The organism is Streptomyces sp. NPDC056503 (assembly GCF_042794995.1).
GTDB lineage: Bacteria > Actinomycetota > Actinomycetes > Streptomycetales > Streptomycetaceae > Streptomyces.
In genome coordinates, this window is the sequence record NZ_JBHTST010000094.1 from 1 (window position 1) to 19157 (window position 19157).

The window sequence follows — 19157 nt, forward strand, 5'->3', positions numbered from 1 at the left end:
CCACTCGCACATTGTGCGAGTGGCCAGGCCCTTGGTGTGAGATGCGGCTCAGCCGTTCTCGGTGCGGCGGTTCCCGGCTCTGCCGGGCTCGCCTCAGGCGTTCTTGGCGCGCGAGGCGGAGCGGCTGCGCTCCTTCTGGTCCAGGACGACCTTGCGGATGCGGACGGCCTCCGGGGTCACCTCGACGCACTCGTCGTCGCGGCAGAACTCCAGGGACTGCTCCAGGGAGAGCTTGCGCGGCGGGACGATCGCCTCGAACGAGTCGGCCGACGAGGACCGCATGTTCGTGAGCTTCTTCTCCTTGGTGATGTTCACGTCCATGTCGTCGGAGCGCGAGTTCTCGCCGACGATCATGCCCTCGTACACCTCGGTGCCGGGGTCGGTGAACAGGACGCCGCGCTCCTGGAGGTTGGTCATCGCGAAGGCGGTGACCGCGCCGGCGCGGTCGGCGACCAGCGAGCCGTTGTTACGGGTCTGGAGCTGGCCGAACCACGGCTCGTGGCCCTCGTGGATGGAGTGGGCGATGCCCGTGCCACGGGTGTTGGTGAGGAACTCCGTACGGAAGCCGATCAGGCCGCGGGACGGGACGACGAACTCCATGCGGACCCAGCCGGAGCCGTGGTTCGACATGTTGTCCATGCGGCCCTTGCGGACGCCCATGAGCTGGGTGACGGCGCCCATGTGCTCCTCGGGCACGTCGACCGTGAGGCGCTCGACGGGCTCGTGGATCTTGCCGTCGACCTCCTTGGTGACGACCTGCGGCTTGCCGATGGTGAGCTCGAAGCCCTCGCGGCGCATCTGCTCGACCAGGATGGCGAGCGCGAGCTCACCACGGCCCTGGACCTCCCAGGCGTCCGGACGCTCGGTCTCCAGGACGCGGAGCGAGACGTTGCCGATCAGCTCGCGGTCCAGGCGGTCCTTCACCTGGCGGGCGGTGACCTTGCGGTCCTTGACCGCGGACTTGGCCTCCGCGCCCTTGCCGGTGCCGCCACGGCCGACGAGCGGCGAGGTGTTGGTGCCGATGGTCATGGAGATGGCCGGCTGGTCGACCGTGATCAGCGGCAGCGCGATCGGGTTCTCCGGGTCGGCCAGGGTCTCGCCGATCATGATGTCGGGGATACCGGCGACGGCGCAGATGTCACCGGGGCCGGCGACCTCGGCGGGCTTGCGGGTGAGCGCCTCGGTCATCATCAGCTCGGTGATGCGGACGTTGGAGACGGAGCCGTCCCGCTTGATCCACGCGACCGTCTGGCCCTTGCGCAGCTCGCCCTGCTCGACGCGGAGCAGCGCGATGCGGCCGAGGAAGTTGTCGGCGTCCAGGTTGGTGACGTGGGCCTGGAGCGGCGCCTCCTCGTCGTACACCGGGGCCGGGACGTGCTCCAGGATCGTGGAGAAGAACGGCTCCAGGTTCTCGGAGTCCTGCGGGACCGTGCCGTCCTCCGGCTTGGTCAGCGAGGCGATGCCGTCACGGCCGCAGGCGTAGACGATCGGGAACTCGATCTGGTCCTCGTCGGCGTCCAGGTCGAGGAAGAGGTCGTAGGTCTCGTTGACGACCTCGTCGATCCGGGAGTCCGGGCGGTCCGTCTTGTTGATGCAGAGGATGACGGGCTTGCGCTGCTGGAGGGCCTTGCGCAGCACGAACCGGGTCTGCGGGAGCGGACCCTCGGAGGCGTCCACCAGGAGGACGACCGCGTCCACCATCGAGAGACCGCGCTCGACCTCGCCACCGAAGTCGGCGTGGCCGGGGGTGTCGATGATGTTGATCGTGATCGGGGCCCCGCCGTCCTTGGGGTGGTACTTCACCGCCGTGTTCTTGGCGAGGATCGTGATGCCCTTCTCACGTTCCAGGTCGTTCGAGTCCATCATGCGGTCGTCGAGCTGCTGGTGGGCGGCGAAGGCACCGGCCTGCTTGAGCATGGCGTCGACGATGGTCGTCTTGCCGTGGTCGACGTGGGCGACGATGGCGACGTTACGGATGTCGTGGCGCGTGGGCATGGGTGGCTTGCGCTTCTCTCGGATCGTGGGAATCGGCGTCAGTTCCTCTTACGCCCGCCGGGCGGACGCGCCACGGCTATGTCCTATGGTACGGGGCCGCCGCGCAAGGGGCTTCCCCGGATCGATCCGAGAGGGTCTACTGGGACGTTTCAGGGTGGGTCTCAGGGTGTGGGGGAGATCATGCGGTCCGGGTCAAGGGGCCGACGCGATCCTGCCCGCCGGGGCCACCGGCGGGCAAGGAACTTGAGCTGCTTCTGAGGTTGTGACCTGTCGTTTCAGCCGTTCGACGGGCTACCCTTGGTCGTTTCGCTCTTCTTGAAACCGATGTCCTGATACCGGGGGGCGGCGAAGCCCCAGGCGCCGGCGTTCACCACGTCCTGGCGTGCGGCGACCAGCTGGGGACGCTGGTACAGGGGGATGGAACCGGCCGCGGCCCAGATCCGGGCGTCGGCCTGACGGATCAGATCGCCCGCCTCCTCCTCGTCGAGGGTGCCGGCCGCCTGGTCGAAGAGCTGGTCGATACGGTCCGTGCCGACGCGCGAGTAGTTCTGCTCGACCAGCAGGGAGCCGTCCGAGGCGGGCTCGGGCTTGGCGAAGATCGGCCGGGCGTCGGTCGCCGGGTAGGCGGAGGCCGGCCAGGAGTAGAGGGCCAGGTCGTAGTCGCCCGAGGCGACGTGGTCCTTGAAGAAGCTCTCGTCGGAGACCTTGGTCACCTCGGTGCGGATCCCGACCGCGTCGAGCATCCGGACGATCCGGTCGCCGACCGCCCGCAGCGTCTCCGAGCCGGGGCCCGAGGGCAGGACGAAGCGGAGGCTGAGCGCCTTACCGTCCTTGCCGAGGGCCTGGGAGGCGGCGGGGACTGCGGCCGGGGCGGCGCTGCCCAGGGGGGCGTAGGCGCCGGCGACGCCCTTGTCCGGCTTGGCGTTCGCGGGCTCCACGGCGGCGCGGGCGCCGGTGTCGAGGGCCTCGGCGCGGGCGAGGAGGGCGGCGCTCTCCCGGGCCGCGGCGGGGGCCGGGGCGAGGACCCGGGTGCCGGTCTCGGGACCGCCGGGGCCGATCCGGGGGGCGGCGCGGAGCTCGCCGGGCTTGTCGTCGCCGACGATGTAGAGGCCGTCGTCGGAGGCGGTGTCGCTCCGCTCGGCCTTCTTCTTGGAGTCGGACTCCTTCGCCCGCTCCCCGGCCTTCTCCGTCTCGGCCTTCTCGGTCCCGGCCCCGGCCTTCTCGGCCCCGGTCCCGGCCTTCTTCGTCTCGGCCTCGGCGCCGGCCTTGGTGCCGGCGGGCTTCTTCTGCGCGCCGCCCGGGACCCAGCCGGCGTCGGCGAGGAGGGCGCGGGCCTCCTTGGTGTCCTGGTCGCCGAGGGCGTCGCTGCTGTCGGCGTAGGCGGCCTGACCGGCCAGGGCGAGGTGGCTGCCGGGCGGGTCGGAGGGGAGCCCGAGCGGCTTGAGCACCGATTCGGCGAGTTCCCGGCGGTCGATGGCGCGGGCGACCGCGCGGCGGACCCGCTCGTCGGCGAGCGGTCCGGACTCGCCGTTGAGGGAGAGCTGGGTGTAGGCGGGCTCCAGGGACTTGCGGACGACGTAGCCGGCGAGGGTGTCCTGGGCCTGGGCGTAGCGGGCGGCGGCGGCCTTGTTCTCGGCGCGGGCGGCCTTGACCTCCCCGGCCAGTTCCTCGTCCTCGCCGTGGGCGAGCGCCCAGGACCTGAGGGCCTTGCCGGGGGTGATCGAGGAGCCGGGGCCGTGCAGCCGGGCGGCCTGGGCTCCGTTGCGGCCCGCGTCGGCGTCCTTGAGGGCGAGGGCGATCCGCTCGGCGGTGGAGCGGTCGATCTCGGCGAGGTCGAGCTTTCCGCCGGCGAGGGCGGCCTCCCGGTCGGCGCGCGGGACGGCGCGCAGGACGAGGCTGTCGAGCTTGGCGGGCTTGCCCCACCAGCGGGGGTTGCGGGTGAGGGTGAGGTCGCCGGTCTTCCGGTTCACCGTGCCGAGCAGGAACGGTCCCGCGGTGGTCTTGAGGGCGGTGCGCGCCCCGTCGTTGAAGGAGTTCGGGGAGCCCATCACCTGCTTCGGGTAGAGCGGGGTGAAGAGGGAGCGCCAGTCGGCGTAGGGCTTGGCGAAGGTGACCCGCACCTCCAGGTCGTTCTTGCCCTTCTCGATCTTCTCGATGCGCTCGTAGCCGGCGTTGCGGGCGGTCCAGTAGGCGGTGTCGCGGCCGCTGAGGGCGCGCCACTGGGCGACGAAGTCGGCGGCGCCGATCTCGCGGCCGTCGCTCCACACGGCCTGCTGGTTGAGCTTGTAGAGGACGACCTGGCGGGGCTCGGTCTCGACGACCTCGGCGGTCTCCAGGTAGTCGGGGTTGAGCCGGGGCCGGCCGCGCTCGTCCAGGGTGTGCAGCGCGGGCAGGACGGCGCCGGCGACGCGGCCGGTGGCGGTGTCGGCGTCGGCCTGGAAGGCGTTGAGGGTGGCGGGCAGGGCGTCCACCGCCCACCGCAGGGTGCCGCCGTCGCCGACCAGGGCGCGCGCGGTCGGCGCGTTGTCCTGGGCGGCGGGGGCGGCGCCGGCGTCCCCGTCGGAGCTGCATCCGGCGAGGACGGTGACGGCGAGGGCCGCCGTGGTGAGGGTGGCGACGGAGCGGAGTGTCCGGGAGCGGGGACTCCTGGCCGGACCGGTCCATGTCCTCCCCTGGGGGGCGCCGACCTGGGACATGACTTTTACCCCTTCGTCCGTTTTCATGCCATTTGGAGATGATCAGACGTATTGCTCATCCCACTGAACGACACGCGACGGACGCGTCCCCGTCGACACGGCGACGGGCCCGGCAAACCCACTCGTGCGGCCCAACAGGCCCCGCCCCCGGGTGTCGCCGGGCCGGCCGTCAGCCCGTGCGCAGCCAGCCCGAGCGGTAGGCCGCCCAGTCGCCCGGCCGCTCCGCGAAGTCGACGTAGAGCGCGACGCCGAAGCGCTCGCGGCCCGGGTCGGTGCGGCCGAGGCCGAGACGGACGCCCCGCACCCCCGCCTCGACGGTCTCCGCGTTCTCGTGGTGCCCCAGGTCGTCCTCGTGGAAGAAGGGCAGCCCCATCAGCAGGTCCGTCGTCTCCGGCGTCACCTCCAGCGCCAGGGAGGTCTGCTGGGCGACGTAACCGCCGTACAGGCTCTCCAGCGGCATCCACGTGTCGTAGGACATGACCGCGATCTGGTCGACCCGCCGCGCCACCTCCCCGAAGTACTCCTGCGACCACCACTTGCCCTGGTCCGAGAAGAGACCGAGCGCGGAGTGCGCGCCCGGCAGCGGGTCGATCTGGTGGGCGGCGACGGAGAGCGGCGCCTTCCGGGCCCGGGTCAGTCTCCCCAGGTCGTCCAGGAGCGTCAGGTAGTCGGCGTCGCCGGACTGGAGCGGCTCCAGGTCGAAGTGGACGCCGTCGAAGCCGGCGTCCAGGACCTGGCGGGCGGAGGCCGTGACCGCCGCGCGGGAGGCGGGGTCGGAGAGCCGCAGGCCGACCGGCCCGTCGTTGGCGAGGACGTCGCCGAGCCAGGCCTGGACGCGCACGCCGGGCAGCACGCGGTGGATGCCGTCGGTCAGCCACCGCGCGCGCGGGTGCCGGGCGGCGGGCAGCGTGCCGTCGTGTTCGAGCGGTCCCGCGTGCACGTACAGGTCCTTGATCCCGGTGCCCTTCAGCCGCTCGGCGAGGGCCTTCAGGTCCGCGTCCTTCCTCCTGCCGTCCACCCACGCGTGCCCGATCCAGTACGCGTCCCTGCCGCGCGTGCGCGCGTCGTCGCGGAGGTCGCCCGCGTAGCTGACCCGCAGGGCGAGCGCGCCGAAGAGCGGGGGCACGACGAGGAGCAGCACCAGCCCCAGGACCCACCAGCGCCCCTTGCGCCACTTCCGTTTCCATCGTCCGTCCACACCGGCCCCCAGAGCACCGTAGAGATCAACTCTGTGGGGGACGCCCGGCCCCGGCGGTCGGTTTCCGCGGGGCGTCCGTCCGGTCGCGGGGGCGTAAACCAGTACATAACCTCCCCTTTGTGACCCGAAGAGCCACCCGAGCCCTGCTCGCGATGCTGGTGGCGGCGTGGTGGCTCGTCGCGCCCACCGGCGCCCGCGCCGACGACCCCGTCGTCCTCCCCACCGACGGGCAGATCCTCGACCGGGTGGGGGCGCTGCGCGACCGGCGCCCCGAGGTCGTCGAGGCCCTCGACCGGCTCTACGACGAGCGCCGGCTCCAGCTCTTCGTGGTCTACGTACGGGACTTCTCCGGCCGCTCCGGCCAGGACTGGGCCGACGCCACCGCCGAACGCAACGGCCTCGGCCCCGACGACGTGCTGCTCGCGGTCGCCACCCACGACCGGCGGTACGGCTACTCCGCCGACCCCGACTCCCGGCTCACCCAGGCGCAGCTCGACGACGTGGCCAGGACCGCGATCGAGCCCGCGCTGCGGCAGAACGACTGGGCGGGCGCCGCGATCGGCGCGGCCGACGGCTACGGCGCCGTCCTCGCCGGCCGGCCCGTCCCCGCACCGGAGATCACCCCCGGCCCCGCCGACCCCGGCGGCTCCGGCGCCGGCTCCCCCTCCGGGAGCGACCTGATCCTCCCGGTCGCGCTCGTCGGCGGCGCGGGGGCGGTGGCGGTGTACGCGTACACCCGCAGGCGCCGCAGGAACACGACCCGCACCACGCCCGGCGGTGGCGGCGGACAGGGCTGGGGACGGCCCGCGCCGCCCTCCCTGGAGGAGCTGGACGGCGAGGCCCGCCGGACGCTGGTCGCCACCGACGACGCCGTCCGCACCAGCCAGGAGGAACTGGGCTTCGCCACCGCCCAGTTCGGCGAGGAGGCCACCCGGCCGTTCGAGGAGGCCATGGCCTTCGCCAAGGAACAGCTGACCGCCTCCTTCCGGCTGCGGCAGAAGCTCGACGACTCCTTCCCCGAGGACGACGCCACCCGGCGCTCCCTGCTCGACGAGATCCTGCGCCGGTGCGCCGAGGCGAACGCCCGGCTCGACGCGGAGACCGAGGACTTCGACCGGCTGCGGGCCCTGGAACGGAGCGCCCCCGAGGCGCTGGCCGCGGTGGAGACGGCCTTCCGCGAGCAGACCGGCCGGGTCGGCGGCGCCGAGGCGGCGCTGGCGGAGATGCGGGAGCGGTACACGGAGTCGGCGGCCTCGCCGGTCGCCGGCGACGTCGAGCAGGCCAAGGACCGGCTGGTCTTCGCCACCACCCACATCAACCAGGCCCGTCAGTCCGTCGACGACGGCGACCGCGGTTCCGCGGCGGTGCACGTCCGGGCCGCGGAGGGCGCGGTCGACCAGGCGGCCCGGCTGATCGAGGCGGTCGACCGGCGGGCGCGGGAGCTGGCCGAGGCGGTCGGCCGGCTGCCCGGCGTGCTCACCGAGACGGACGCCGACCTGGCGGAGGCCCGCGGCCTCCTCGAAGGGACCGGCGAGGGCGCCTCCACGGGCGACCTGCGGGGCCGGATCGCCCGCGCGGAGTCGGTGGCGGCGGAGGTGCGGCGGGCGATGGGGGCGGGACGGTACGACCCCCTGGACGCGCTGCGCCGGATCGAGGAGGCGGACGTGGCGCTGGACGGCGCGCTGGCCGGCGCGCGGGAGCGCGAGTCCGGTGACGCACGGGCCCGCGCACTCCTGGAGCAGGCGCTGCTGACGGCCCGTTCGGAGGTGGGGGCGGCCTCGGACTACGTCCAGACGCACCGGGGCGCGGTGGGCAGCGAGGCCAGGACCCGTCTGGCGGAGGCCCAGCGGCGCCTGGAGAAGGCGCGGGCACTGGCGGCGGACGAGCCGCAGGCGGCGCTGGCGGAGGCGCGACAGGCGGACGCGCTCGCCCGGCGCGCGCAGGAGCTCGCGGAGCAGGACGTGCGCCGGTACGGGAACCCGAACGGCCTGGGCGGTGTAACAGGAGTGGGAGGGAACGGTGGCGGCGGGCTCGGCGGGGCCGTGCTCGGCGGCATCATCCTCGGCGGGCTGTTCGGCGGGGGTTCCGGCAGAGGAGGGGGCGGACATGGGGGCGGTTTCGGGGGCGGAGGTTTCGGCGGCGGGCCGGGCAGCTTCGGCGGCGGCGGCACGCGCGGCCGGCGGGGCGGCGGCGGCCGCTTCTGAGTTCCACGCGATCCACCGGTGTCATCCGTTCCCCAAGGATTCCCCCAAGGAGCAGTGCCATGAGCAAGCAGACCGTCCTCGGCCGGGTCACACAGCTGGCCAAGGCGAACATCCACGCCCTCCTGGACCAGGCGGAGGATCCCCAGAAGATGCTGGACCAGCTGATCCGCGACTACTCGGCGAACATCTCGGAGGCCGAGGAGGCCGTGGCGTCGACCATCGGCAACCTGCGGCTGATGGAGCAGGACCACGCCGAGGACGTGGCGGCGGCGGCCGAGTGGGGCGGGAAGGCGCTGGCGGCCAGCCGGAAGGCGGACGAGCTGCGGACCGGCGGGCAGCCGGCGGAGGCGGACCGCTTCGACAACCTCGCCAAGGTGGCCCTCGGCCGCCAGCTCCAGTCGGAGAAGGAGGCACGGACGGCCGAGCCGACGATCGCCGCGCAGACGGAGGTCGTGAGGAAGCTGACCTCGGGGCTGGACCAGATGCGGGCGAAGCTGGTCGAGCTCCAGGCCAAGCGGGACGAACTGGTCGCCCGGGCCAGGTCGGCGCAGGCGCAGAACACGATGATGGACGCGGTGAAGAACATCGACGTCATGGACCCGACGAGCGAGCTGAGCCGCTTCGAGGACAAGGTGCGCCGGGAGGAGGCGCGGGCGCTGGGCAAGCAGGAGCTGGCCGCGTCCTCGCTGGACGCGCAGTTCGAGCAGCTGGACGCGCTGGGCGACGAGGCGGAGATCGCGGCCCGGCTGGCCGCGCTCAAGGCCGCCTGAGGCGGTGGGCGCGGCGGCTCCTAGAACATGCTGAGGAGCTGGTCCACGGTGGGTTCCGCCGAGGGCCCGCCGTCGGGCAGGCCCAGCTCGAACCAGACGGTCTTGCCGCGCGGGGTGCGGCGCGAGCCCCAGGAGGCGGAGAGCAGCCCGACGAGCTGGAGGCCGCGGCCGCCCTCGTCGGTGTCCTTGGCGCGGCGGCGGCGCGGCTGGACCAGCCCGGCGTCCCAGACCTCGCAGACGAGGGTGCGGTCGCGCAGCAGCCGGAGCCGTATCTCGCCCTCGCCGTACCGCAGCGCGTTGGTGACGAGTTCGCTGACGAGGAGTTCGACGGTGTCGATGAGCGCGTCGAGGCCCCAGGCGGTGAGCTGGGTGCGGGCGAGTTCGCGGGCGCGGCCGACGGAGCGGGGCTCGCGGGGCAGCCGCCAGTCCCCCACCGCCTCGGCGGGCAGTCCCTGGATACGGGCCATCAGAAGGGCGATGTCGTCCTCGCCGTGGCCGGTGTCGAGGGTGGTGAGGACCCGGTCGCAGACGTCCTCCAGGGGGCGGGCCCGGTCGGCGAGGGCCCGCCGGAAGGCGCTGAGGCCCTCGTCGAGGGGATGGTCGCGGGATTCGACGAGTCCGTCGGTGTAGAGGGCGAGGAGGGAGCCCTCGGGGAGTTCGACCTCGACCTCCTCGAAGGGTTCGCCGCCGACGCCCAGCGGCATCCCCGGCGGCACGTCGAGGAGCAGGGCCTCCTCCCCGGGTTCGACGAGGACGGGCGGGAGGTGGCCGGCGTTGGCGAAGGTACAGCGTCTGGTCACCGGGTCGTAGACGGCGTAGACGCAGGTGGCGAGGTAGACCTCGGAGAGTTCGGGGCCGCGGTTCTTGGGGGCGCGGGACTGCTGGGCGCCGATGGGGGCGCCGAGGCCGCGGGCGATCTCGTCGAGGTGGGAGAGGACCTCGGCGGGTTCGAGGTCGAGCTGGGCGAGGGTGCGGACGGCGGTGCGCAGTTCGCCCATGGCGACGGCGGCGCGCAGGCCGCGGCCCATGACGTCGCCGATGACGAGGGCGGTGCGGTGGCCGGGGAGTTCGATGACGTCGAACCAGTCGCCGCCGACCTCGGTGGCGTCGGTGCCGGGGAGGTAGCGACAGGCGATGTCGAGTCCGGCGGCCTCGGGGTCGCCGGGCGGGAGCAGGCTGCGCTGGAGGATGAGGGCCCGCTCGTGCTCGCGCCGGTAGAGGCGGGCGTTGTCGATGCAGACGGCGGCGCGGGCGGCGAGCTCCACGGCGAGGGCCCGGTCGCGGTCGCCGAAGGGTTCGCTGCCCTTGGTGCGGGAGAACTGCACGAGGCCGACGACGGTGTCGTGGGCGACCATCGGGACGGCGAGGGTGGAGTGGACGAGGTCGCCCTCGGCGCCGGGCACGGTGCGGACCCGGCCGGTGCGCAGGGCCCCGGCGGTGGGCGAGTTGAAGGGGTAGCGGTGGACGGCGCCGACCTCGATGGGGACGGGCCCGTCGCCGTCGCCGGCCGGTCCGTGGCCCTCCGCGGTCCTGAGGGGGGTGTCGGAGACGGCGCTGGCGAAGGCGACCCGGCGCAGTTCGGCGCTGCCCGCGCCGTAGCCGACGTCGTGGGAGCTGCCCCAGCGGCCGGGCGGGGCCTCGTCGCCGGTGAGGAGCCCCTGGTAGAGGTCGACGGAGGCGAGGTCGCAGAAGCCGGGGACGGAGACGTCGAGGAGTTCGCGGGCGGTGGCCTCCAGGTCGAGGGAGTTCCCTATGCGGGCTCCGGCCTCGTTGAGGAGGGCGAGGTTGCGGCGGGCGCTGGCGGCCTCGCGGGCGGCGCTCTGCCGGCGGGTGACGTCGATGCCGAGGCCGGCGACGCCGATCGGGCGGCCGGAGCCGCTGTGCACCCGGTAGAGGTTGATGGACCAGTGGCGGCGGATCCGGGCGCCGGGGGCGGCGCCGGTGATGCCGAGGTCGGTGACGGACTCGCCGGTCTCCAGGACGTGGCGGAGGGCGGCGGTCATCCGGTCGGCCTCGGGCTTGGCGAGGTAGTCGTGGACGCTCCGGCCCCGGTGGTCGTCGGCGTCGCCGCCGAAGACGGCGGCGAAGCGCTGGTTGGCCCGCTTGACGGTGAGGTCGGTGCCGAAGAGGAGGAAGCCGAAGGGCGATTGGCCGAAAATGGCCTGGGAGGCGGCGAGGTCGGTCTCGATGCGCCGCAGCGCCCGGACGTCGACGACGATGCAGAGCGCGGCCCGTTCGCCGCTCTCGGTCTCGCTGGGCATCACGTACATCTCGGCGATGCCGTGCGGCCGGTCCTGGCCGGGGGCCCCGGCCTGACCGGGGATGCGGAACGGGACGAGGCCGGTCCACTCACGTCCGTCGAGGACCTCCTTGACCCGCCGGTGCCCACGATCGCGCAGCTCGGCGGGCATGAACGCCTCGACCGGGTCCTTGCCGCGGGCCTCCTGGGCGTCCACTCCGAAGAGGTCCGCCGCCCGGTGGCTCCACTGGTCGACGCGTCCGTCAGGCCCGAGGGAGAAGGAGGCGACCCGGATGTAGTCGTAGATCGAACCGGGCGGGCTGCTCTGCCACACGACGCCGCCCGTCGTCTCGGATATCTCGCTCACGCGACCGTCCCCTCCAGCTCACCGCACCGGACCGGCCATGCCCGCAGTATTCAACACGGCGGGCCCCGGCGGCACGACGTCCACGATCACAGGGTGGTCTCGGTCGGCTCGCGACCCGCTCCGGTGATCGTCGTCCCTCTCTCTTTACTCACCAGGGAGAGCCAGCTCGAACCATACGGTTTTCCCGGTGTCCCCCTGCCGGGTCCCCCAGCGGCGTGCGGAACAGGCCACGAGACCGAGCCCGCGGCCCCCTTCGTCGTCGGGTCCCGCGGGCCGCTCGGTGGGCGGATCCGGAAGCGGATCGGAGACCTCCACGAGAAGCGCGGAGTGCCGGGGCGGGTCGGTGGCGCCGCCCTCGGCCCGCAGGATCCGCACCCCGATCGGCCCGGAGGCGTACCGCAGGGAGTTGGTGACCAGCTCGCTGACCAGCAGGACGGCGACGTCCCCCACGGCCGCGTCGACCTCCCAGGAGCGGAGCGTCTCGCGCACGGCGTGGCGGGCGGTACGCACCGCGTCGGCCTCCGCCGGGAAGTTCCACTCGGCGCGGGCGCCGTCGGTGTCGATCACACGCGATCACTTCCCCAACGGTGGTGCAGCAGGAAGAGGATCACCCTCTTCCGAGGGACCAATGGGGACATACCCGGAATTCGTCGCGAAATACCCCTCAGGGGGCGGTCACGGGCGCACAGTGGCACGAACGGCGTAGGGAACCGGGCGCGCGCCGGGGTCAGGGGCGCGCGACCGGGAGTCTGCGCGCCGCTTCCGCGACCGCCGGGCGGTCCTGGTCGAGCCAGTCCACCGTGTCGAGTTCGTCGCGGGCGAGCCAGCGCAGCGCGTCGTGGTCCTCCAGCGGGCGGGGTTCGCCGGAGAGCAGGCGGGCGGTCCAGACCCGGAGGACGTAACCGGGCTTGAGGGGCCATTCGCCGGGGATCCGCTCGCCGGTCTCGGTCTCGACGCCGAGTTCCTCGCGCAGTTCGCGGACGAGGGCGTCCTCGGGGCGCTCGCCGGGCTCGACCTTGCCGCCGGGGAGTTCCCAGCGGCCGGCGAGGTCGGCGGGGGCGCTGCGGCGGGCGGCGAGCAGGCGTCCGCCTTCGAGGAGGGCGGCCGCGACGACGACCACGGCACCGTGCCCGCGGTCGGGTCCGGTGCCGTGGTGAGTGGGGCTTGGGGTCATGCCCGCGAGGGTATCCGGGGCGTCAGGGGGTGGAGGCGACGCGCTCGACCCAGTAGAGCTGCTTGTGGCCGCGGGAGTCGAGCGTGTCCGCGATCTTCTGGGCTTCGTCCTGGGTCGCGTACCGGCCCACCCGGTAGCGGTTGCCGTTGTCGTCCTGCCGTATCACGAGCCACGGGTGGACGGGGCCGCTGTCGGTCATCAGGCTTCTCCCTCCGCCGGGCCTGGCGTCACCAAGGATCTCCGGGAAACCGCAATCCGCATATGCCTGACCTTACGCCTGACCTTCACACAGCGGATACGGGTTTTCACCAAGAGATACGGATCGGCCGGGAACCGACGAAGGGAGGCCGAAGGCCACGTGCCGGGCGGGCACCCCGGAGACGACCGGCACCGGCACGAGAACGGGCCCGGCGGCCCGGCCGGAGCCCTCGCGGCGGGCGTCGCCGCACTCCACGGACGGTCTCGCGCCCGGCGCGGGTGCGGGCGGCGCGCTCGCCCACGTGAACGGCCCCGGCGCCGGGGCCGTTGGCGTCGGCCGGGGCGGGTGAGGCGACAGCGCCTCCGGACGGCGGAATCCGTCGACGGACGGGGCGGCTGGCGGCCGGGGCAGCCCGGCGGGCACGGCCAACCGGCCAACCGGGCTGCCGGGCCGCCGGGCCCGCCGGGCCCGCCGGGCCGCCACGGACGATCGGGCCTCAGCGGGCCCCGCGGGCACGGGCGTCCGGGGTCATCAGCGGACCGGGAGGCCGGAGGCGGCCGGCCGCCGGCGGGCCGGAGGGCCACGGACGGCCGGGCCTCAGTGGGCCCCGCGGGCACGGGCGTCCGGGGTCGTCAGCGGACCGGGAGGTGGTAGGAGAGGCGGTAGCGGTCGGCGGGGACCACCACGTCGGCGGTCTCCACCGCCAGGCCCGAGGCGTAGAAGGTGCGCTCGACGACCATGACCACGTGGCCGGGGACGCCGCCGAGGACGAGGAGCTCCTCGGCGAGGCCGGGGCGGGCGCCGACCTCCTCCACCACGTTGTCCACGACGACGTCGATCGCCGCCATCCGCTCGACCACGCCGCAGCCGCCGAGCGGCCCCTCCTCGGGGAGCATCACGGGGGTGCGGCCGGTGACGGCGAGCGGCTCCCAGGAGGTGGCGACCATCATGGCCTCGCCGCCGTCCCGGTAGACGTACCGCGTGCGCATCACGCGGTCGCCCGGCTCGATGCCCAGCCGTGCGGCGACCGCACCGCCCGCCGCCTCCTGCTCGCTGCTCGACTCCCAGGTGCCGCGCGCGCCCTCCACGGCCTGCTCCTGCCGGAAGGGGGTGGCGCCGGTGGCGGGTCGGTAGCCGGAGCGGGCGACGGGACGGGGCACCGGCCGCTCCCGCACGTACGTCCCCGAGCCGGAGCGGCCCTCGACGAGCCCCTCGGCCATGAGCACCTTGCGGGCCTCCAGCGCGACGGTGTCCGACACCCCGTACTCCTCGCGGATGCGTGCCTGCGAGGGAAGGCGGGTATGCGGCGGGAGCGAGCCGTTCGCGATCTTCTCCCGCAGATCGCTCGCCACACGCAGATAGGCGGGCTGCTCACCGAACGTCACTGGACACTCCCCTCAGGTTGACAGACAGCTACAGACTGGCAACCGAATGTGTCCATCCGCAAGCATGGGCCAGGGTTTCACTCGAAGTGATGAAGGTGAAGCACCGCCGCCCGACCTCTTGACCCCTATTGGTCTGGACCAATAACTTCCTGCTGCGCGCCCACGCTCCATCCCGCCTCGCACAGGAACGAGCCCATGCGTCCCAGAGTCCTGACCAAGCTGACCTTCGGCACGGCCGCGGCCGCCGCCCTCGGCCTCCTCGCCACCCTGGCCCCCGCCGCCGACGCCCATCCGCGCCCCGACCACCGCCCGCCCGCCGCCCAGCACGCGCTCAAGCGGGTCGGCTACTTCACCCAATGGGGCATCTACGGGCGGAACTTCCAGGTCAAGGACCTGGACACGAGCGGCTCCGCGGCCAAGCTCAGCCACATCAACTACGCCTTCGGCATCGTCGACAAGGCCGGCAAGTGCGTCATCGGCCCCGTCCCCGGCTCCGACCCGTGGGCCGACTACGTCCACCCGGTCGACGCCGCCACCTCGGTGGACGGCACGGCCGACACCGCCGAGCAGCCGCTCGCCGGGAACTTCAACCAGCTGCGCGAGCTGAAGGCCAAGCACCCGAACCTCAAGGTCATGATCTCGCTGGGCGGTTGGAGCGGTTCGGCGTACTTCTCCGACGCCGTGCGCACCCCCGCCTCCCGCAAGGCCCTGGTCTCCTCCTGCATCGACCTCTACGTCAAGGGCAACCTGCCCCAGGACGGCGCCCGCGGCGGCGCCGGAGCGGCCGCCGGCCTCTTCGACGGCATCGACCTCGACTGGGAGTGGCCCGGCTCCGAGGGCAACCCGGGCAACGTCATCCGCCCCGAGGACAAGGTCAACTTCACCGCGCTGGTACGGGAGTTCCGCGACCAGCTGGACGCGTACGGGCGTTCGCTGCCGAAGCGCAAGCACTACGAGCTCAGCGCGTACGTGCCCACCGCCCCCGCCAAGATCGACGCGGGCTTCGAAGTCTCCAAGATCATGCGGGACTTCGACTTCGTGAACCTCCAGGGATACGACTTCCACGTCTCCGGCGAGCAGACCACCGCCCAGCAGTCCGCGCTCTTCGCCAAGAACGACTGGAGCGTCGAGGGCACCGTCAGGTCCTGGCTGCGACGCGGCGCCCCGGCGCACAAGCTCGTGGTCGGCATGCCGTTCTACGGCCAGGGCTGGACCGGCGTGACCGGCGGCGGCGACGGCCTCGGGCAGCCCGCCGCGGGCCCCGCTCCGGCGACCTGGGCGCCCGGCTCCGAGGACTACAAGAACCTCAGGAAGCTCGCGGAGTCGGGGACGTACACGCTCCACCGCGGGCACCGGAACGGGCACGCCTGGCTCTTCGACGGCACCACTCTGTGGACCTACGACGACCCGACGGTGCTGCGCGCCAAGTCCGCGTGGGTCCGCACCCACGGGCTGGCCGGTGCCATGGTCTGGTCGCTGGACGGCGACACCGCCGACGGCGAACTGATCGGCGCCATCGACCGCGGCCTCACCCGCCGCTGAACCCCCACTCCCCCGGAGCCGCCCGCCGGCGGCTCCCGCGGGGCGCGGACCGGACCGCCGGCGACGGCGCGCCCGGGGCGCGACGGCGGCTGGTCACGGGCCGCCGTCGCCGCCCGGTCGGCCGCCTCCGGCACCGGTACCGGTCCGCACACGACGGGGCCGGGTCTCCCCAGCGGAGACCCGGCCCCGTCCACGTCCCCGTCCGCCCGGGTGGACGCCGCTCAGACGGAGTCGTGCTCGCCCGGGCCCTCCGGGGGCGTGTGCGTGAGGCCGAGGGCCTTGCGGGCCTCGCTGCTCGCCTCGTCCGGCACCAGCTCCCAGGCACGGTCGTACGCGTCCCAGAACGCCTCCGCGTCCTCGGCCGCCGCCAGCTTCGCCCACTGCTTGGAGGCGGCGTCCAGGCTCTTCAGGTACGCGCCCACGGGCCCCCGCGCGGACTGCTCCCAGGTGCGCCCCCGCAGCCCGGAGCGGGCCGAGTCGACGGCCGCTCGCACGTCGGCGGCCCAGGCGAGGTTGGCCTGGAGGTCGTCCTCCGGTTCGTCCTCCGGCTCCGCGTAGAGGGCGTCCTCGACGGGGTTGACGTGGGTGAGGAAGGCCAGCTGGCCGGCGTCGAGCGTGCTGGCGTCGGAGCGCAGCGAGCCCGTGAGCCGCTCCTCGCCGCCGATGCCGCAGGCGATGCGGTGCTCGCCCGCGCGCCACGACCGCCGGTCCGGGGTGTAGTACAGGCTCAGCGAGTCGGCGGTCAGCGACCAGGTGTCCCGCACGTAGGCGGTGGCCATGGTCTCGCAGCGCTCCTCGCCGAGCTCCGTGAGCTCGCGCTCGCCGGGCCAGGCGTCGAAGCCGGTGGCCTCGAACCGTCCGGTGATCTCGCCGTCGTGGGGCTCGTCGCAGTCGACGACCCGGACGCCGAGGGTGTACTCGCCCTGCCCGGCCTCGTCGACGAAGCACTCCCCGGTGCGCAGCTCCATCGGCATGCGGGCGGAGGCGGCCTCCCGCATCCCCTCGTTGAACGCCCTCACCCCCTCCTGGATCTGACCGGTGATCAGACCGAGGACGACGAGGAGGGTGCTGATCGACGAGAGCGCGATGCCGGCGATCGCCATCCCCTTGCCGCCCTGCCCCCGCTTCCCGATCTGCCGCAGCGAGAAGATCCCGAGGACGAGCCCGAGCGGCGGCAGGCAGCAGACGATGCCGCTGACGAGCGAGCCGACGGCGAGCCCGTTGGTGGTCGCCCGCGGCGGCCCGTAGGGCCCGTGCGGCCCGTACGGCCCGGGCGCGGCCGTGTAGGGCATCCCGGGCGAGGTGTACGGCCCGGGGGCCTGGTAGGCGGCGGGCGCCCCCGGCCTGGGCGGCTCGGGCGGCTGGGGCGGCGGGGTCGGAGGGGTCGGCTCCACGGGTGCGTGCTCCTGTTGGCGCGGGGACGAACAGACGATCGGGCGCGCGCATCGTACGTGGTCCGGGGCGCGGGGCGGCGAGGCGGGGCACGGCGAAGGGGCGGCCACCCGCCGGTGGCCGCCCCTCGGGCGTTCGGGACCTCATGCCCGGGTCGTGCGTTCGGGCCTCATGCCCGGGTCGTACGTTCGGGCTTCACGCCCGGGTCGTACGTTCGGGACCTCGTGCCCGGGTCAGAACTGGAGGGCCCAGGAGTCGATCTTGCCGGTGTCGTAGCTCGCGTTGTCCGTCACGCGGAGCTTCCACGTGCCGTTGGCGACCTCGGCGGAGGCGTTCACCGTGTAGGTGGTGTTGATGTTGTCGGCGCTGCCGCCGGTGCCGAAGGCCTTCAGCGTGTACGCCGTGCCGTCGGGGGCGATCAGCTGGACCTGGAGGTCGCCGATGTAGGTGTGGACGATGTTGACCGGGACCTGGAGGGCCGCGGGGGCGTTGCCGGAGACGCCGCTGACGGTGACCGGGGACTCGACGGTCGCGTTGTCGGCGATGGCGAAGTCGGCGGTGTTCTCGAACTTCGGCCCGGGCGGCGGGGTGGTGCCGCCACCGCCGACGAAGAGGAGCTTGTTCGGCGAGCCGGTGCCGGGGCTGGTGACGACGTTCGGCGTGGCGGCGGTGGTGAGGGCCGTGGAGACCTGCGCCGGGGTGGCCGTCGGGTTGTCGGCGAGGTAGACGGCGGCGGCGCCGACCACGTGCGGGGTGGCCATCGAGGTGCCGGAGATGGTGTTGGTGGCGGTGTCGCTGGTGTTCCAGGACGACTTGATGGAGGAGCCCGGGGCGAAGATGTCCAGGACGGTGCCGTAGTTGGAGAAGCTGGAGCGGGCGTCGGTGTTGGTCGTGGAGCCGACCGTGATGGCCTCGGTGACGCGCGCCGGGGAGTAGCCGGAGGCGTTGGAGTTGTCGTTGCCGGCCGCGACGCCGTAGGTGATGCCCGCCGCGATGGAGTTGCGGACGGCCTGGTCGAGGACGGAGTCGGCGCCACCGCCGAGGCTCATGTTGGCGACGGCCGGCTTGACGGCGTTCCGCGTCACCCAGTCGATGCCGGCGACGACCTGGTCGGTGGTGCCGGAGCCGTTGTTGTCGAGGACGCGGACGCCGACGATCTTCGCCTTCTTGGCGACGCCGTAGGAGGAGCCCGCGACCGTGCCGGCGACGTGGGTGCCGTGGCCGTGGCCGTCCTGGGCGGTGTTGTCGTTGTCGATCGCGTCGTAGCCGTTGGAGGCGCGGCCGCCGAAGTCGCTGTGGCTGATGCGTACGCCGGTGTCGATGATGTACGCCGTGACGCCCTGGCCCGCGCTGTCCGGGTAGGTGTAGCTCTGGTTCAGCGGGAGGGCCTTCTGGTCGATCCGGTCCAGGCCCCAGGACGGCGGGGAGGGCTGGGTGGCGTCGATCGTGAAGACGCGGTTCTGGACGACGGACTGCACGGCCGGGTCGGCGGCGAGCTTCTTCGCCTGCGCCTCGGAGAGCTCGATCGCGTAGCCGTTCACCGCCGAGGTGTAGGTGCGCTTGATCTTGGCACCGAACTTGCCGGGCACGGCGCGGCCCTTGGCGGTCTCGGCCTGGGCGGACTCGTCGAGGGTGACGATGTAGCTGCCCGGGATGGTGCCTTCGGCCCCGGCGTTCTCGATGACGCCCTCCGCGGCGGCCGGCGCGGCCGTGGCGGGGAGGGCGGAGAGCGAACCGAGGGCGAGCGCCGTGACGGCTATGGCCGCGGCGGTGGAGATCCGGCGACGCGATGCGCGCATCACTGCCATGTGAGGTGTCCTCCTCGTGGGGGGTGCTCCCGTGGGGAGGGAGCCCGAGTGACCTTCACTCACGACAGGAACATGACAAGAGTGTGTACGGTCCGACGCGGAACCTCACGACCCCGGCCGCCCTGTCGTCGCCGAAAGATTGACTGATCCATAGGAATCACGCAAGAGGACCTACACCCCGGTAACTC

At 73.3% G+C, this 19157-nt stretch carries 13 protein-coding genes; 3 read left to right on the forward strand and 10 right to left on the reverse strand.

Annotated features, from left to right (window positions below; translation table 11 throughout):
• Positions 1 to 93: 93 nt before the first annotated feature.
• From typA to ACFQ8C_RS25080, 3 genes are all read right to left on the reverse strand, one after another.
• A complete protein-coding gene (gene typA, locus ACFQ8C_RS25070; RefSeq protein WP_383461516.1) occupies positions 94 to 1995 on the reverse strand; it encodes a translational GTPase TypA in 1902 nt (633 codons plus the stop codon).
• Positions 1996 to 2270: 275 nt separating this feature from the next.
• Positions 2271 to 4691, reverse strand: a complete 2421-nt coding sequence (locus ACFQ8C_RS25075; protein ID WP_383461518.1) for an ABC transporter family substrate-binding protein — start codon at positions 4689 to 4691, stop codon at positions 2271 to 2273.
• A 169-nt stretch (positions 4692 to 4860) separates the two neighbouring features.
• On the reverse strand, positions 4861 to 5901 hold the full coding sequence (locus tag ACFQ8C_RS25080) for a hypothetical protein (protein WP_383461557.1): 1041 nt from the start codon (positions 5899 to 5901) through the stop codon (positions 4861 to 4863).
• A 140-nt stretch (positions 5902 to 6041) separates the two neighbouring features.
• On the opposite strand from ACFQ8C_RS25080, the gene ACFQ8C_RS25085 reads away from it, so the two are divergent.
• Together ACFQ8C_RS25085 and ACFQ8C_RS25090 are read left to right on the forward strand one after the other, a co-directional pair.
• Positions 6042 to 8093 (forward strand): TPM domain-containing protein, encoded by a 2052-nt coding sequence (locus tag ACFQ8C_RS25085; RefSeq protein WP_383461559.1) that lies wholly within the window; start codon positions 6042 to 6044, stop codon positions 8091 to 8093.
• Positions 8094 to 8152: 59 nt separating this feature from the next.
• A complete protein-coding gene (locus ACFQ8C_RS25090) occupies positions 8153 to 8863 on the forward strand; it encodes a PspA/IM30 family protein (RefSeq protein ID WP_383461520.1) in 711 nt (236 codons plus the stop codon).
• A 20-nt stretch (positions 8864 to 8883) separates the two neighbouring features.
• Here ACFQ8C_RS25090 and ACFQ8C_RS25095 read toward each other — a convergent pair whose 3' ends face one another.
• From ACFQ8C_RS25095 to ACFQ8C_RS25115, 5 genes are all read right to left on the reverse strand, one after another.
• Positions 8884 to 11469, reverse strand: a complete 2586-nt coding sequence (locus tag ACFQ8C_RS25095; RefSeq protein ID WP_383461522.1) for a SpoIIE family protein phosphatase — start codon at positions 11467 to 11469, stop codon at positions 8884 to 8886.
• 144 nt (positions 11470 to 11613) lie between these two features.
• The gene (locus tag ACFQ8C_RS25100; RefSeq protein WP_383461524.1) at positions 11614 to 12036 is read right to left on the reverse strand and encodes an ATP-binding protein; all 423 of its coding nucleotides are present in this window, start codon (positions 12034 to 12036) and stop codon (positions 11614 to 11616) included.
• Between the two features lie 160 nt (positions 12037 to 12196).
• Complete coding sequence (locus ACFQ8C_RS25105; RefSeq protein WP_383461526.1) at positions 12197 to 12643, reverse strand: (deoxy)nucleoside triphosphate pyrophosphohydrolase; 447 nt, start codon at positions 12641 to 12643, stop codon at positions 12197 to 12199.
• A gap of 22 nt (positions 12644 to 12665) precedes the next feature.
• Positions 12666 to 12842 (reverse strand): SPOR domain-containing protein, encoded by a 177-nt coding sequence (locus ACFQ8C_RS25110; protein WP_383461527.1) that lies wholly within the window; start codon positions 12840 to 12842, stop codon positions 12666 to 12668.
• Positions 12843 to 13474: 632 nt separating this feature from the next.
• Positions 13475 to 14227 carry a GntR family transcriptional regulator gene (locus ACFQ8C_RS25115; RefSeq protein WP_383461529.1) on the reverse strand — a complete coding sequence of 251 codons (753 nt, stop codon included), beginning with the start codon at positions 14225 to 14227 and terminating at the stop codon, positions 13475 to 13477.
• 195 nt (positions 14228 to 14422) lie between these two features.
• Between ACFQ8C_RS25115 and ACFQ8C_RS25120 the strand changes: the two genes are divergently transcribed.
• On the forward strand, positions 14423 to 15769 hold the full coding sequence (locus tag ACFQ8C_RS25120) for a glycoside hydrolase family 18 protein (protein WP_383461530.1): 1347 nt from the start codon (positions 14423 to 14425) through the stop codon (positions 15767 to 15769).
• A gap of 221 nt (positions 15770 to 15990) precedes the next feature.
• On the opposite strand, the gene ACFQ8C_RS25125 is transcribed toward ACFQ8C_RS25120, so the two are convergent.
• Positions 15991 to 17163, reverse strand: a complete 1173-nt coding sequence (locus ACFQ8C_RS25125) for a DUF4190 domain-containing protein (RefSeq protein ID WP_383461531.1) — start codon at positions 17161 to 17163, stop codon at positions 15991 to 15993.
• A gap of 231 nt (positions 17164 to 17394) precedes the next feature.
• Positions 17395 to 18969 (reverse strand): S8 family peptidase, encoded by a 1575-nt coding sequence (locus ACFQ8C_RS25130; RefSeq protein WP_383461533.1) that lies wholly within the window; start codon positions 18967 to 18969, stop codon positions 17395 to 17397.
• Positions 18970 to 19157 lie beyond the last annotated feature (188 nt).

Bases quoted from the DNA above. Each gene is read 5' to 3' on its own strand.
- typA (WP_383461516.1), bottom strand. From the start codon at position 1,995: ATGCCCACGCGCCACGACATCCGTAACGTCGCCATCGTCGCCCACGTC.
- ACFQ8C_RS25075 (WP_383461518.1), bottom strand. From the start codon at position 4,691: ATGTCCCAGGTCGGCGCCCCCCAGGGGAGGACATGGACCGGTCCGGCC.
- ACFQ8C_RS25085 (WP_383461559.1), top strand. From the start codon at position 6,042: ATGCTGGTGGCGGCGTGGTGGCTCGTCGCGCCCACCGGCGCCCGCGCC.
- ACFQ8C_RS25090 (WP_383461520.1), top strand. From the start codon at position 8,153: ATGAGCAAGCAGACCGTCCTCGGCCGGGTCACACAGCTGGCCAAGGCG.
- ACFQ8C_RS25105 (WP_383461526.1), bottom strand. From the start codon at position 12,643: ATGACCCCAAGCCCCACTCACCACGGCACCGGACCCGACCGCGGGCAC.
- ACFQ8C_RS25110 (WP_383461527.1), bottom strand. From the start codon at position 12,842: ATGACCGACAGCGGCCCCGTCCACCCGTGGCTCGTGATACGGCAGGAC.
- ACFQ8C_RS25120 (WP_383461530.1), top strand. From the start codon at position 14,423: ATGCGTCCCAGAGTCCTGACCAAGCTGACCTTCGGCACGGCCGCGGCC.
- ACFQ8C_RS25130 (WP_383461533.1), bottom strand. From the start codon at position 18,969: ATGGCAGTGATGCGCGCATCGCGTCGCCGGATCTCCACCGCCGCGGCC.